The sequence below is a fragment of the Aerococcus sp. 1KP-2016 genome, assembly GCF_002252085.1.
Taxonomy (GTDB): Bacteria; Bacillota; Bacilli; order Lactobacillales; family Aerococcaceae; genus Aerococcus.
On record NZ_NEEY01000020.1, the window covers coordinates 16,081 to 30,971 of the forward strand.

General features: G+C 37.0%; 12 protein-coding genes, 1 tRNA gene and 1 pseudogene. All 14 read left to right on the top strand.

From position 1 onward, the window contains the following. Nucleotides 1-63 precede the first annotated feature (63 nt). Nucleotides 64-918: a bifunctional 5,10-methylenetetrahydrofolate dehydrogenase/5,10-methenyltetrahydrofolate cyclohydrolase gene (locus B9P78_RS05200; protein ID WP_094518457.1), complete on the top strand. Its 855-nt coding sequence runs from the start codon at nt 64-66 to the stop codon at nt 916-918. Then, the gene (gene xseA / locus B9P78_RS05205; protein ID WP_199445739.1) at nt 902-2,257 is read left to right on the top strand and encodes an exodeoxyribonuclease VII large subunit; all 1,356 of its coding nucleotides are present in this window, start codon (nt 902-904) and stop codon (nt 2,255-2,257) included. Before B9P78_RS05200 ends, xseA begins: the two co-directional genes overlap by 17 nt. Before the next feature lie 13 nt (nt 2,258-2,270). After that, on the top strand, nt 2,271-2,516 hold the full coding sequence (locus B9P78_RS05210) for an exodeoxyribonuclease VII small subunit (protein WP_094518458.1): 246 nt from the start codon (nt 2,271-2,273) through the stop codon (nt 2,514-2,516). Next, entirely contained in the window at nt 2,516-3,409 is an 894-nt protein-coding gene (locus tag B9P78_RS05215) for a polyprenyl synthetase family protein (protein ID WP_094518459.1), read from the top strand. The genes B9P78_RS05210 and B9P78_RS05215 overlap by 1 nt, the downstream gene beginning before the upstream one ends. A 20-nt stretch (nt 3,410-3,429) precedes the next feature. Next, entirely contained in the window at nt 3,430-4,245 is an 816-nt protein-coding gene (locus B9P78_RS05220) for a TlyA family RNA methyltransferase (protein ID WP_094518460.1), read from the top strand. A gap of 36 nt (nt 4,246-4,281) precedes the next feature. Further along, the gene (gene recN / locus B9P78_RS05225) at nt 4,282-5,979 is read left to right on the top strand and encodes a DNA repair protein RecN (protein WP_094518461.1); all 1,698 of its coding nucleotides are present in this window, start codon (nt 4,282-4,284) and stop codon (nt 5,977-5,979) included. Nucleotides 5,980-6,000: 21 nt separating this feature from the next. Next, a pseudogene (miaA, locus tag B9P78_RS05230) lies at nt 6,001-6,938 on the top strand (tRNA (adenosine(37)-N6)-dimethylallyltransferase MiaA). Nucleotides 6,939-6,979: 41 nt separating this feature from the next. Continuing rightward, nucleotides 6,980-8,209 carry a GTPase HflX gene (gene hflX, locus B9P78_RS05235; protein WP_094518462.1) on the top strand — a complete coding sequence of 410 codons (1,230 nt, stop codon included), beginning with the start codon at nt 6,980-6,982 and terminating at the stop codon, nt 8,207-8,209. Nucleotides 8,210-8,283: 74 nt separating this feature from the next. Next, nucleotides 8,284-8,357: transfer RNA gene (locus tag B9P78_RS05240), tRNA-Arg, on the top strand. A 214-nt stretch (nt 8,358-8,571) separates the two neighbouring features. Then, on the top strand, nt 8,572-9,300 hold the full coding sequence (locus tag B9P78_RS05245; RefSeq protein WP_094518463.1) for a hypothetical protein: 729 nt from the start codon (nt 8,572-8,574) through the stop codon (nt 9,298-9,300). A gap of 186 nt (nt 9,301-9,486) precedes the next feature. Further along, complete coding sequence (locus B9P78_RS05250) at nt 9,487-10,467, top strand: YihY/virulence factor BrkB family protein (RefSeq protein WP_094518464.1); 981 nt, start codon at nt 9,487-9,489, stop codon at nt 10,465-10,467. A 14-nt stretch (nt 10,468-10,481) separates the two neighbouring features. Further along, nucleotides 10,482-11,771 carry an FtsW/RodA/SpoVE family cell cycle protein gene (locus B9P78_RS05255; RefSeq protein ID WP_233487728.1) on the top strand — a complete coding sequence of 430 codons (1,290 nt, stop codon included), beginning with the start codon at nt 10,482-10,484 and terminating at the stop codon, nt 11,769-11,771. A 43-nt stretch (nt 11,772-11,814) separates the two neighbouring features. Beyond that, the gene (locus B9P78_RS05260) at nt 11,815-12,177 is read left to right on the top strand and encodes a glycine cleavage system protein H (protein WP_094518466.1); all 363 of its coding nucleotides are present in this window, start codon (nt 11,815-11,817) and stop codon (nt 12,175-12,177) included. 113 nt (nt 12,178-12,290) lie between these two features. Beyond that, nucleotides 12,291-14,627: an ATP-binding cassette domain-containing protein gene (locus B9P78_RS05265; RefSeq protein ID WP_094518467.1), complete on the top strand. Its 2,337-nt coding sequence runs from the start codon at nt 12,291-12,293 to the stop codon at nt 14,625-14,627. Nucleotides 14,628-14,891 lie beyond the last annotated feature (264 nt).

The window sequence follows — 14,891 nt, forward strand, 5'->3', positions numbered from 1 at the left end:
TCCCTTTTATTATTGCATAACATTCGATATACTGTGATTATGACAAATTGATGGGGTGAAAAAATGATTGAAATTCGATCTAAAGAGTATGTAAAAGTTCAAACGGCATTATTAAAACAACGTGTTGCGGAATTAATCAAAAATGGTGTGCAGCCAAAAGCTGTTATTTTATTATGTGGCGATGATGAAGCTAGTGCAGCTTACGCAAAAGTAAAGCGAAAATTTGCGGATAAAGTAGGCATTGAAAATGAATTGGTGATTTTACCAACAAATACCACTACTGATGAATTTGTTGCGACACTTGAAAAATATAATCAAGATGATTCAATCCAAGGTATCATGATTGAATTACCTTTGCCTAAACAAATTGATTATAGAACTGTTGCGATGGCAATTGATATGGATAAAGATTTAGATGCTATTCATCCGATTCATTTAGGTAATTTACTCTCTCATCACCCCTCACGTATTCCAAATACACCGTTATCCGCTATGAGCCTAATGGAAGAAGTGAATACCATCTTTAAAGGCAAACGTGCGGTAATGGTGGGTCGTTCAACAATCGTTGGGAAACCACTTGCTGAATTAATGTTACAAAAAGGTGCGACAGTTACACTAGCACATAGTCAAACACAAAATTTACCGGAATTAACCAGAGCAGCTGATATCATTTGTATCGCTGTTGGTATACCAAACTACATAACAGCTGATATGGTTAGTCCTGGAGCAACTGTGATTGATATTGGTACTACCTATGATGAAAATGGCAAAGTACATGGCGATGTAGATTATGCAAGTGTAGCACCAAAAACACATGCGATTACCCCTGTCCCTGGTGGTGTTGGTCCTGTAACTAAATTGATGGTATTCAAACAAATGATCGACAAACTAGAGGAAGTGAATGACTTTGGCCGATAAGCAATATTTAACCATTAGTCAATTAACACAATATATCGCAACAAAATTTGAAAAGGATCCTTATTTGCATCAAGTGTATGTCACTGGTGAAATTTCAAACTTTAGAAAACGTCCAAAACATCAGTATTTTTCATTAAAAGATGACGGAGCTGTATTGTCTAGTGTCATGTTTTCTGGCGCTTTTAACCAATTAAAATTTGATTTAGAAGATGGTATGAAAGTGTTGGCAGTAGGTCGAGTTGGTGTTTTTAATAAATCAGGTAATTACCAATTATATATTGAACATTTGGAACCAGATGGCGTAGGTGCTTTATATCAAAAATATGAACAATTAAAGCAAGCGTTAACTGCGGAAGGTTTATTTGATTTTGAACATAAGCCTATTCCTCGTTTCCCTAAAAATATTGCGATTGTTACTTCCCCGTCAGGTGCAGTGATTCGTGATATTATGACAACGGTGAAACGACGTTACCCGATTGTTCAATTGACCCTTTACCCAACCGCCGTGCAAGGGCAGTACGCCGCAAATCAAATCGTTGAAAACTTACGTCGAATTGAAGCAAGTGGCAACTATGATACTGTCATCCTAGGCCGTGGTGGTGGTTCTATTGAGGATTTGTGGCCATTTAACGAAGAAAAGGTTGTACGTGCAGTCAGCAACATGACGATTCCTGTGATTTCATCTGTAGGGCATGAAACGGACACGACTCTCGTAGACTTCGTTAGTGATCAACGAGCAGCTACACCAACGGCAGCAGCAGAGATTGCGACGCCAGTATTAGCAGAGGAACTTATCCGCATACAAGAATTACAGGCAAAGTTATATCGGGCACAGGCAAATCGTTTACAATATTTAAATCAACGGCTATTAGAGCAAAAAAATGCGTACGTTTTCCAGCAACCTTTAAGACTCTATGAAGGACATCAATTAAAACTGAAAAACCTAGTAAACCGTTTGGCTCAAGCAGAAAATAATGTATTACAAGATCGAATACAGAAATTTAACCAAGCTACTAATCGATTAAATCAACTAAGTCCCCAGCTGAATATACAGCGATATAAATCCCAGGTTGATTATTTAGCAAATCAGTTAAAACAAGGCCAAGTAAATCAATTGACCACCCAACAATACAAAGTCCAAAATTTAATGGCACAATTAGATCTATTATCACCGCTTAAACGAATGAGTAGTGGTTTTGCCTATGTTACAAGTAAACAGGGAACTGTTCATTCAATTCAACAAGTAGATATTGGGGATCAACTATCAGTCCAATTTGCGGATGGTAAAATTTCAGCACAAATTATGGGGATAGATAAAAAGCAAATTATCAAGAAATAAAGGAGAATTACAGATGGCCATAGATACATCAAAATTAACATTTGAAGAAGCATTAGCCCAATTAGAAGCCATTGTAAATCAATTACAAAGTGGTGAAATAAAATTAGAAGCTTCTATGCAAGCATTTCAAGATGGAATGGAATTAAGCAAATTCTGTAGTCAAACACTAGAAAATGCCGAAGAAACCATGACTAAATTGATGACAGAATCGGATCAATTAGAAAATTTTGAAGCACCAGTAGATAAAGGTGACAAGTAATGGAAACAAGTCATTTTATTGAAGAAACCTTACCAAATCTTCAAGTAGAAATCGAAAAAGTTTTGTCAAAAAATAAACAGCAAACGCCAGCAATCTTACAAGAATCTATGGCATATTCTTTGAATACTGGGGGTAAACGTATTCGTCCCATGCTGTTGTTAGCAACGCTTAAAGCATTGGGTAAGGACATCCAGCAAGGTTTTATGACTGCTATTGCGCTAGAATACATTCATACTTACTCCCTAATCCATGATGATTTACCTGCAATGGACAATGATGATTATAGAAGAGGTAAATTAACGAATCACAAAGCATTTGATGAAGCAACGGCTATCCTAGCTGGTGACGCATTGCTAACTGATTCATTTGCATTAATCGGCAATGATCCTTTGATTTCCCAAGCTCATATAAAGCTTGATTTAATGAATAATTTAGCCGAAGCGGCTGGTGGTAAAGGCATGATTGCTGGACAAATTGGGGATGTACAAGCTGAAGACAAAGAAATTGATTTGCAAGAAATGGAAGCCATTCATAAAAATAAAACGGGTGCGTTACTGCATTTTGCAATTTACGCGGGCTATCAAATTGCAAATCCATCCGAAGAAATCAAAGCATTGTTAGATGAATTTGCATGGACTTATGGCATTGCATATCAAATACAAAATGATTTACAAGAGGTTATGTGGTCAGATGATGACCGTGGGAAATTCCAACATTCGGATGCTAACCTAGTTAAAAGCACTTATCCAAATATCTTAGGTACAAATGGTGCTATCGAAGCACTATTTGCCAATACAACAAAATGTCGTACATTATTACAACAAATCAAAGATATTGATGAAACTTTTGATGATCGATTATTGGCTGGTTTCCTGACATTCCTAAAGATTTAATGAAAGCAAGGTAAAATAAAATGGAAAAAGAACGCGCAGATATTTTAGTAGTTCGTCAAGGTTTGACTGACTCCAGAGAAAAAGCAAAGCGCTATATAATGGCTGGCCAAATATTTACGGATAAAGCTATGCGAGTAGACAAACCCGGTGAAAAATTACCAGTTGACACTGCATTAACTTTAAAAGGTGAAGATTTACCGTATGTATCTCGTGGTGGATTAAAATTAGTTAAAGCAATGGAAACATTTGCAATTGATTTTAAGGAAAAAAGTGTTTTAGATATTGGTTCTTCTACTGGAGGGTTTACCGACGTTGTCTTACAAAACGGTGCAGCCATGTCTTATGCACTTGACGTAGGTACCAATCAGTTAGATTGGAAATTGCGCTCAGATGACCGGGTTGTAGTAATGGAACAAACCAATTTCCGTTATTCTAAACCTGAAGACTTTATCAAAGGACAACCAGATATTGCCACTATTGACGTATCTTTTATTTCACTAGATTTAATTTTACCTCCATTACGGAGCATTTTAAAAACAGATGGCCAAGTGGTTGCATTAGTGAAACCACAATTTGAAGCAGGTAAGGATAAAGTTGGCAAAAAAGGAATTGTTCGTGATAGAAAAGTACATAAAGACGTCATCACACATACTCTCAATACAGCAATTGGGCTAGGCTATGATGTCGTTGGCCTCACTTTCTCACCAATAACTGGTGGTACAGGCAATATTGAATTCTTGATGTTACTTTCGAATACAGAAGGCGAACCCGGGCAAATTTCTGCAGAGGTTGATATTGACGCTGTTATCGAAGAAGCCCATACAATGTTCCATTAATAAGTTTGACGTGTAATTCAGTAAGGAGGATTGTAAATGCTACAGCATCTTACTATTAAAAATTTTGCAATTATTGAAGATTTAACCATCGATTTTGATTCGGGGATGACCGTGTTAACCGGAGAAACTGGGGCAGGTAAATCCATTATTATTGATGCAGTAGGTTTATTAGTTGGTGGCCGTGGTTCAACTGACTTTATTCGCTATGGCACCGACAAATTTGATTTACGCGGTATCTTCTTTATGCCAGATTTATCTGCTGAAGGCCGTGAAATGTTAAAGGACAATAATATACCTTTTGGTGATGCACAATTAATGATTGTTCGTCAATTGGATACAAATGGAAAGAATACGATCAAGGTCAATGGTGTATCCATGACAGTATCGATGTTGAAGGCTTTAGGTGCATTTATTGTGGATATTCACGGGCAAAATGAACACCAATCGCTGATGCATACTAGCAATCATATTCATTTGCTTGACCATTTTGCCAAGCAAGAAATTGGGCCAACATTGCAGGCTTATCAAGATGCTTATCAAGCATATAAAGATGCAAAAACTTTATTAGATAGTCAAAATTTGAATGAGCAAGAAGCTGCTCAACGGATGGACTTGTTAAAGTTTCAAATTAATGAAATCACTGCGGCGAATGTTACAGTAGGCGAAGTTGATCGGCTAATTAGTGAACGAGATCAATTACAAAACTTCCAAAAAATTGCTGATGCATTAGGGCAAACTAACAATTTGTTATCAAATGCAGATTTTAATGTGATTGATTTAATAGGGCAAGCGGTTGGAGAGTTGGAAACCATTCGTGATTTTGATCAAAATTACGGTGATTTTTATGAACAAATTACCGGGACTTATTATGCCTTACAGGATTTAGCTTCTAGTATTTCAGACCAGGTAGATCAATTACATTATGACCCCAATCGTTTGGATGAAATTATGGAACGATTGGCAGTATATAAAAACCTACAGCGTAAATATGGGGAAGATACGGAAGATATTCTAGTCTACTTGACGAATGCTCAAGAGGAATTAAAACAAATTGAAAACCGGGAGTCCAACCTGCAAAAATTAAAAGATAATTTAGCAGCTAAAAAAGCGCAGGCATTGAAATTGGCCAAAGAATTGTCTACAGTTCGTCGCGCGGTGAAAGGTGATCTAGTGGACGCTATCGAAGGTCAAATGAAGGCTTTGTATATGGAAAAAGCTCGTTTTAGAGTAGATATACTAGAATTAGATAAACTTGGTGTATATGGCATAGATGATGTTGCCTTTATGATTGCAACTAATTTAGGCGAACCATTTAAACCGTTAGTAAAAGTTGCTTCTGGTGGTGAATTGTCCCGTCTAATGTTGGCCATGAAAACAATATTCCAAAATGCTTCAGGTGTAACAGCAATTATTTTTGATGAAGTAGATACAGGGGTTTCTGGACGCGTGGCGCAAGCCATCGCAACGAAGATGTTTGAAATCGCACTTAAAGCACAGGTTTTATGTATTACGCATTTACCGCAAGTAGCTTCAATGGCAGATCATCAATTGTTTATTTCTAAACAAGAGAATAAAGACAGAACTTATACGCAAGTGAACTTGTTAGAGGATGATGAACGTATTGATGAAGTTGCTCGTATGTTGACCGGGTCAAATATTACAGATGTCGCGCGCCAAGCTGCGGCAGAACAAATTGAAGAAGATCGTGCTTTTAAAGCTACATTAAGAAGTTAATGATAAGATGGAGGCAATTGAATGAAGGCCAAACTAATTGTTATTGGCGGACCAACCGGGGTTGGAAAGACTGCCCTCAGTATAAAAATAGCAAATGAATTTAATGGCGAAATTATCAATGGTGATTCCATGCAAATATATCGATCTTTAAACATTGGTACCGCAACACCAAGTTAGAAGAGCAAGATAAAACAAAACATCATTTGATTAATTATGTGGATGTCAGTGAAGATTATTCAGTCGCTCGATTCAAATCAGATGCAGAAGTTGCTATGAAAGATATCATCTCTAGAGGAAAAGTGCCTATTTTAGTAGGGGGAACTGGTTTATATCTAGAATCTTTTATTTATGATTTATCGCTTGGTGGTAAGGAAATCGAAAACCCAACTTTTCGTCAAGAGATGACCGAATTAGGGGATCGAGAAGGCAACCATGCAGTATATGCTAAACTCCAAGCTTTGGATCCCAAAGCTGCTGAAGCCATTCACCCAAATAATTTACGTCGTGTGATTCGTGCTCTAGAAGTAGGGACGTTCTCTGATCGCTTATTTTCTGATCAAGCGGAAACGCATGAAGACCACGTGTCTCCTTATAATTTATTGATGATTGCCTTAGACACGGATCGACAAATTTTATATGATCGAATTAATCATCGTGTAGATGCTATGGTTAAGGAAGGTTTGTTAGAAGAAACGCAATGGCTACTATCACAAAATTTAGATCCAAATCAACAATCGATGAAAGCAATTGGATATAAAGAATTATTTCCCTATTTTAGAAAAGAAGCGTCTTTAGAAACGTCTTTAGAAGAATTGAAAAAAAATTCTCGTCACTATGCGAAACGGCAATTGACCTGGATTCGTAATCGTCTCGATGGCGTTCACTGGTTTAATCTAGTAGAATATCCTGAAAGACTAGATACTGTATTGACATTGGTAAATGATTTTCTCACTGATTAAGTGATAATTTCCTTCCTAGTTGAACAGTCAGAGGAGTAAATATGCAAAAAGTATTTTTAGTAGCAGTACAAACTCAAACAGTGAGTGATCGTCAGCTAACCATGCAGGTGGAAGAATTAAAAGAGTTAGTGACCACTGCAGGGGGAGAAGTTGTAGGCGTTTTAACACAAAAACGAGAACGCTTTGATTCCAGAACATTAATTGGTAAGGGAAAAGTAGAAGAATTAGCCATGCATGCAGAAGCAAATGAAGCGGATTTAATTATTTTCTACCAACAATTAACACCGTCACAAAATAATAATTTACAAGAAGCGATTGATTTTCCAGTTATTGACCGTATTCAATTAATCTTGGATATATTCGCGATGCGTGCTACTTCAAAAGAAGGTAAATTACAAGTAGCTTTGGCTCAAAATGAATACTTATTACCGAGATTAGCCGGGAATTATATAGGTTTGTCTAAGTTAGGTGGGGGTATTGGTACACGTGGTCCTGGTGAAACAAAAATTGAACAGGATCGTCGAGTGCTACGTGCTGAAATTCAACGCATCAAAGGTGAATTGAAGGAAGTAGAAAAACACCAAAGTCGTACCCGTGAAAATAGGGAAAAAGGCGACGTTTTTCAACTCGGCCTTATTGGTTATACTAATGCAGGTAAATCAACCATTACAAACGCCTTGACTGATGCAGGTACTTTTGAAGAAAATTTACTATTCGCTACTTTAACACCTTTAACTCGGGTATTTTCATTGAATAATCATTTTAAAATGTCTATTACAGATACCGTTGGTTTTATTCAAGATTTACCGCCAAAAATCATAAACGCCTTTCATTCTACGTTGGAAGAAAGCCGTCAAGTGGATTTAATGTTAATTGTCATAGATGCGTCATCTCCATATGCGAGTGAGCAAGAAGCAGTTGTAATGAAGACGTTGAAAGATTTAGATATGCTTGATGTACCGCATCTTTTTGTGTATAACAAGATGGATCTATTAACAGCAGAGGAACGCGAAAAGCTGAGCTTTAACAAGCCAAATGTACAGATTTCAGCTCGTTCTGAAGAATCAATTTTAGATTTACAAGATGCCATAATCAAAGGGTTGAAGGAACAATATGAACGAGTAGAATTATCGATTGATCCAAGTAAAATTGGTCAATGGCTTAGTTTACAAGACCGTATTTATTTTGATGATATGTATTTTGATGAAGAGACACAAATGTATCAAATTCGGGTTTTTAAACCAAGTTATATACAATTACCTGAAAATTAAGCTAGCTTCTATTGACAAAAGTCAGTTAGATAGTGTAGAATTTAGTAGTTGTCATCCCATGGAAGACAACAAATGTTGGGATAGCTCAGCTGGATAGAGCAACGGTCTTCTAAACCGTAGGTCGTGGGTTCGAATCCCACTCTCAACATTAGTAAAAAGGTTCAAATCATTGGTAATCATCATTGATTTGAACCTTTTTTTATTTTAGAATTGGTATTGCTATAGACGATTGGTTATCAATAAATATCGTGCATTTTAAGACTGACTTTTTAAAAGTTAACCTTTTGTAAAGAAGGCATAAATAAACATGATTTTTCAGTTGACTATGATAAAATAGTTATAAGAATATTGGGAGGTAGCGTATGAAAAAGGTATATTCATTTATTGGTGTTTCTATTCTAGCCTTATCACTTGCAGCTTGTGATTCGGTGAACTCTTCTGTGGGTATGTATGCGGATAGCCCAGCATCTAGTTCATCTGAAGAAGTAGTTGAATCTTCATCTTCTAGTGCTAGTTTAAATGTTGTAGAGGCTTCTAGTAGTAGTGACGGGGTAAGTTCAAGTACAGAAGATGAAGTTGTTTCATCTGAAACAACTTCTGATGAAACGATTGAAGATGGTTCGAGTGTGGAGGGAGAAGTTAGTTCTTCAGATTCAGTTGCTAGTGAAGCTGCTGAGGAACCAACACTTTCATCTGAAGAAATTGAATCTTCTATTGTAGCTGCACAACCAGTAACTGAAGTACAAGCCTCTGAAGCGGTACCTTCAAGCGAAGTAGAAGGACAAGTAGAGGGTGAGGGTCAATCAAGTGCAGGTGCACATGACAACACACGTGCTCGTGAAATTTTAGCGGAAGCTGCGCCATTAATTGCAACTGATTCAGAAAATGCCTTCCAATCAGACGAATATTTCTTTATGCCTACTTTGATTAATGATAATTTGGCACAGATTGATGTATATCGTCAATCACCTGATGGACAAGGACATGCGAATTTGATTACGGTGTATCGTTACGATGCGTATTCTGGGATTTTAATGTTTATGGATATGGCTACAGGTAGTTGGGAAAATGCTGGAAGCTTAGCAGAATAATTTGCCCTGAATCTTGAATTCATTTGTAAGACTGATGATCTAGCAATAAGCAGACGCAACTTGTCTGACTATTGCTAGTATTTATCAGTCTTTTCTATTCATCTAAACGTCTTGATTTTACTGGTCGAAAACTTGTTATTTCGCCCTAAATTGAGTAATATTAAACTAAAGAATGAGGTGGTAAATGTGAAGGAGAACTTCAAAGAAAAAATAGTCCCTATGACTTTGGCTTCTGTAAATCAAGCTAATATAGCGGGAAGTGCTGCGGAAATGTCCTATTACTTCCTATTATCACTTTTTCCAGTGCTAATGATGATTGCAAATATTATTCCCATGCTACCCTTTGATCCTGATTCAGTTGTTTCGTTACTAGAAACACTCTTGCCAGATCAAGTAGAACCAGTGATTATTCCCACTTTGCAATCCTATTTACGGTCGGATACTTCTAGTGCCTTGTCTATATCATTTCTTTTGATTTTATGGTCGGGTTCTACTGCGTTTGGAACAGTGCAAAATATTTTGAATCGGACTTATGGCGTAACGGATAAACCCAATTTTATCGTTTCTAGGCTGATTTCGTTTGCAATTGCTTTTGTATTGGTAATTGTGGCAGTTGCACTGAGTGTAGTTTTTGTGTTTGGTCAAACCTTGCTTGAAACAATGAATCAATTTATTCAATTGCCAATGTCATTATTTGCTATTTTCTCAAGTGTCAAATGGCCAATTTTAATAGTAGTACTGGTCATTGTATTTACTTTTGTATACCAATTTATTCCGCAACATAACTATCCAATTAAATATTCGGTACCTGGGGCGATTGCCGCTGCTGTATTGAGTGCTATTCTGTCGGGTGGATTTAGTTTCTATGTATCAAATTTCGGCGGTTCATCAGTTTCAAATGGAACAATTGGTGTATTTATCGTTTTAATGATTTATCTATGGTTAACTTCTATAGTCATTATTGCGGGTGCTTTAATTAACCATCTCGTCTATCGATTCAAACATGTTGAGGAATTCTTAGATACAAGCCCTAATTATCACACTAGTACGTCAGCTCATTTCCCAATTATGGATGAAAAAAAAATTGTGCTTGGCACTTTAAAACGCCAAGCTACAGATATTACTTTAACGGTAAACCCCGCTAGAGCAAATGAAAATATAGATTAAAGGGGCGCATTATTTTGGAAAAACGTTCGACAAGTCGACGCTTAAAGAAAAAAACGACAAGAAGGGTAGATCCTACTATCGTTATCTGTGTTATGTTACTAGCAATGGTTAGTATCGTGACAATCTTCTCAACGACTTATTTACAATATGATTCAGGTTCTTATTCTGCAACAATTATGCAGATTGCTTGGTTTGCAATTGGTACTGTTCTAGCAGCCGTGGTCATGCAATTAGATAGAGATACCTTATATCAGTTTGCACCAGTGGCTTACGGGTTAGGTATCATTCTGTTAGTATTAGTTTTAATTTTTTATGATCGAGATTTAGCAATTACCAATGGTGCACGTTCGTGGATTACGATTGGTCCATTATCCGTTCAGCCTTCAGAATTAATGAAAGTTGCTTATATCATTATGATGGCTTATCTAGTCCACGGTTATAATGACGAGGCAAGAAGACAAAATATTGAAGACATGCCTGCGCGAGAAAGAATTCAATTTGATTTGAGATTTTTACTTAAACTAACTTTATGGACTTTGCCACCATTAGCATTAATTATCGCACAAAATGACTTGGGTACAACCATTGTATTTTTGATGATGTTTATAGGTGTTATATTTGTATCAGGTATTACTTGGTATATTATCTTGCCTGCGCTATTTGCTTTCGTTCTTATCGCGCTTATTTTAATCGTCTTAGTTGTTTATCAGCGTGAGCTCTTGTATTCATTAGGGTTCCAAGATTATCAGTTTGCGCGTATTGATTCTTGGCTAGATCCATTTGGCAATTCAGCCACAGATTCGTATCAATTAGCCCAAAGTTTGAAAGCTATCGGTTCTGGTCAAATTCTAGGTAAGGGTCTAGGTGTCTTCCAGGTGCATGTGCCAGTTCGTGAATCGGATATGATTTTTGCAACAATTGGTGAAAATTTTGGTTTTATTGGTTCAAGTTTCGTGGTTTTAATCTATTTTATTCTGATTTTTCAAATGATTTCAATTGCCTTCAGTGCCCACGATGCCTTCTATGCGTCTATGGTATCAGGTGTGGTAATGATGTTTAGCTTTCATATTCTTGAAAATATTGGTATGTCAATTGGTTTATTACCTTTGACTGGTATACCATTACCACTGATTTCAGCAGGTGGTACTGCCTTAATCACTTCAATGTTAAGTATTGGTTTAGTACTCTCAATCCGTTATAACGAAGAAGTAGAAGAAACCGACTTAGCCAAAAATCCTGTAGTTAGAAGTGTTCGTTGGATTAATCGATTAGTACCTAGAAAATTACTCAATAAACTGGTTTAGTAGTATAATAAACTAGCATATTGTAAACGAAGGGGTATTGTAAATGAACAAAGTATATACTGAAGATGGCATCTATCTTGAAGAATTAAATGATGGACAAGTACGTATTGGCTTATCAGCTTATGGTTCTGATGCAGTTGGTGAAGTTTCATATTTTACATTCTTAACGGATGATACGTTGGAAGCAGATCAAGCCTTTTTCTCAGTCGAAGGCTCAAAAGCTGTGACAGATATGGTAGCGCCTATTTCAGGTAAAATTGTTGCGCGCCATGAAGCATTAGTTGAAGAACCAGAGATTTTAAATGCTGTAGAAGAAGATGCGAAATGGATTGTGATAGTTGAAACGCAAAAAGCTGTTGCTTGGGAACAATTTTTAACTGAGGATTTACCTATTGAAGAAGCATAAATAAAAGCGACCTAGTTTAGATTGTATAAATGATGTGCAGTCAAACTAAGTCTTTTTGGTGATAAAATAAGACATCTAAAGGGTAAATGACACAAGATTAAGGAGAAATATAAATGTTAGCATTAAAAAATTTGAAGAAAACCTATGTAGTTGGCGGCACAACTACGCATGCCCTAAATGATGTATCACTATCATTCAGAAAACAAGAATTTGTAGCTATACTAGGGCCATCTGGTTCAGGAAAGACAACTTTATTAAATGTCATCGGGGGTTTGGACCAATATGACTCTGGCGATATGATTATCAATGGACAATCTACCAAAAACTTTAAAGATGTTGACTGGGACGCATACCGTAATAATTCTATTGGTTTTGTATTCCAATCATATAATATTATTGGCCATTTAGATGTTATCTCTAATGTTGAATTAGGGATGACGCTATCGGGTGTAAGCAAAGCTGAAAAACATGCCAAAGCTGAAGAAGCTTTAATACGGGTTGGCTTAAAGGATCATATGCATAAACAACCGAATCAATTGTCGGGTGGCCAGTTACAACGTGTAGCAATTGCGCGTGCACTAGCAAATGATCCAGATGTACTGCTTTGTGATGAACCAACAGGGGCCTTAGATTCAGAAACAGGTTTACAAATTATGGCACTTATTCAGGAACTCGCCCAAGAAAAATTAGTTATCATGGTTACTCATGATGCAGAATTGGCGTATCAATATGCCAACCGCATTATTAAGTTTAAGGATGGTGAAGTGCTAGATGATTCAAATCCTTATGATAATAACGATAGCAATGCCAAATTAGATTTGAAACGTACGGGTATGTCTTATTTAACTGCTTTGAATTTATCGTTCAAAAATATTATGACGAAAAAAGGGCGAACTTTTATCACGTCATTTGCTTCGAGTATAGGGATTATTTCAATCGCTGTGGTCTTGTCCTTGTCGAATGGTTTTCAAAAACAAATAGACGCCACACAAGCAGAAACGAGCGCTCAATACCCGATTACTGTTGCGAGTGTAGCAAATAATTCAACAGCAATCACATTGCCTAATGAAGAACAAGCTGCGTATCCAAGTACAGACACTGTAATCGCTAGTGAGGATGAAGCGACTGCTAATCAACACGAGAATAAGCTAACCCAAGAATATGTAGACTATGTTCAAGCGATTGATCCATCCCTAATTGCGGCATTGAATTATACCTATGCTGCGCAAATGAACATGCTACGTGAGGTTGATGGTGAAGCTCAGCAAGTTGTATTTTCTAATTATGCACAAGATTCTGCTACGGGGGACATTCAGAGTTTCTATGCTACTGAGATGGGTACAGGGGCTTCAACATTCCCTGAATCTCCGGATGGTGACGATAATGCATTCCTTAGCCAAAATTATGATATTCTTGCAGGGAACATGCCAAATGAATCGACTGACCTTGTTCTTGTGGTAGACAAATACAATAATGTGAACATAAATGCATTAAATAATTTAGGTTTTGTTTATGATGATGGTGAAGCCATTAATTTTGACGAAATTGTGGGGACTGAGATTAGCCTGGTTAGCAATAATGCCTACTATCAAAAATTGCCTACGGATAATTATGTACCAAATCAAGATTTAAACGCGGTTTATGACAATGACAATAATCAAACTTTACGAATTTCAGCTGTTATTCGCCCTAAAGAAGATGCAACGATGGCGATTTTGAATCAAGGTGTAAATTATTCAAATGCATTAACGCAAGCAGTGATTGAAGATAGCCAAGATTCAGCTATCGTGGAAGCACAAAAGGATAGTGAGGTATCTGTAGTTACGGGTCAACCATTAGATGAAGATGCTAAAGCTGCTGCCTTGACAAGTTTAGGTGCTGATGCCATGCCAACTGCAATTATGATTTATCCCAAAAACTTTGAAACGAAAGATCAAGTTTTGGCCTATTTGGATGCATACAATGACGACAAATCAGAAGAAAATCAAATCTTGTACACGGATTTAGCGAGTACAATGACTGAATTAACGGGTGGCTTGATGGATGCAACAACTTATGTATTGGTTGCATTTGCCGGTATTTCGCTTGTGACGTCTATGATTATGATTGGTATTATCACCTATACCTCTGTACTTGAACGTACTAAAGAGATTGGTGTCTTAAAAGCGCTAGGGGCACGCAAGAAAGATATTACACGTGTCTTTGACTCTGAAACCTTAATTCTGGGTGTCTTATCTGGTCTATTGGGTGTAGGCGTGGCATATGCCTTAACATTCCCAATTAACACGATAATAGAAAATCTAACTGATTTGAAAAATGTTGCACAATTAGATCCTAGACATGCCGTTCTTTTATTGATTATTTCAACGGTTTTAACAGTGCTTGGTGGTCATATTCCAGCCCGTATAGCAGCGAAAAAAGATGCTGCTGAGGCGTTGCGTGCGGAATAAATTACACGTCCATGATTAAAATAGCACATAAAAAAGAGGCTGGGAAAAATTAAAATCATAGATTTTTCGTCCTTACAGTGTACGTTCCTTGTAAGCCGTGGGACCATTGAAAGCCAATGTCTTTCAATTTAAAATCGAGCCAAGGTCTCAATTTCATCCTCTTTCACGGCTAAGGAACTACACTTTCAGTCCTATAACCTGCTCCCATGATATATTTCAATCAAAATTTATAAGAATTTTTTTCAAAGTAAAAGGCGAAGCCGC

Coding starts and splice junctions, on each gene's coding strand:
- B9P78_RS05260 (WP_094518466.1), top strand. CDS start 11,815: ATGAACAAAGTATATACTGAAGATGGCATCTATCTTGAAGAATTAAAT.
- B9P78_RS05215 (WP_094518459.1), top strand. CDS start 2,516: ATGGAAACAAGTCATTTTATTGAAGAAACCTTACCAAATCTTCAAGTA.
- B9P78_RS05210 (WP_094518458.1), top strand. CDS start 2,271: ATGGCCATAGATACATCAAAATTAACATTTGAAGAAGCATTAGCCCAA.
- B9P78_RS05200 (WP_094518457.1), top strand. CDS start 64: ATGATTGAAATTCGATCTAAAGAGTATGTAAAAGTTCAAACGGCATTA.
- B9P78_RS05220 (WP_094518460.1), top strand. CDS start 3,430: ATGGAAAAAGAACGCGCAGATATTTTAGTAGTTCGTCAAGGTTTGACT.
- hflX (WP_094518462.1), top strand. CDS start 6,980: ATGCAAAAAGTATTTTTAGTAGCAGTACAAACTCAAACAGTGAGTGAT.
- xseA (WP_199445739.1), top strand. CDS start 902: ATGACTTTGGCCGATAAGCAATATTTAACCATTAGTCAATTAACACAA.
- recN (WP_094518461.1), top strand. CDS start 4,282: ATGCTACAGCATCTTACTATTAAAAATTTTGCAATTATTGAAGATTTA.
- B9P78_RS05265 (WP_094518467.1), top strand. CDS start 12,291: ATGTTAGCATTAAAAAATTTGAAGAAAACCTATGTAGTTGGCGGCACA.
- B9P78_RS05245 (WP_094518463.1), top strand. CDS start 8,572: ATGAAAAAGGTATATTCATTTATTGGTGTTTCTATTCTAGCCTTATCA.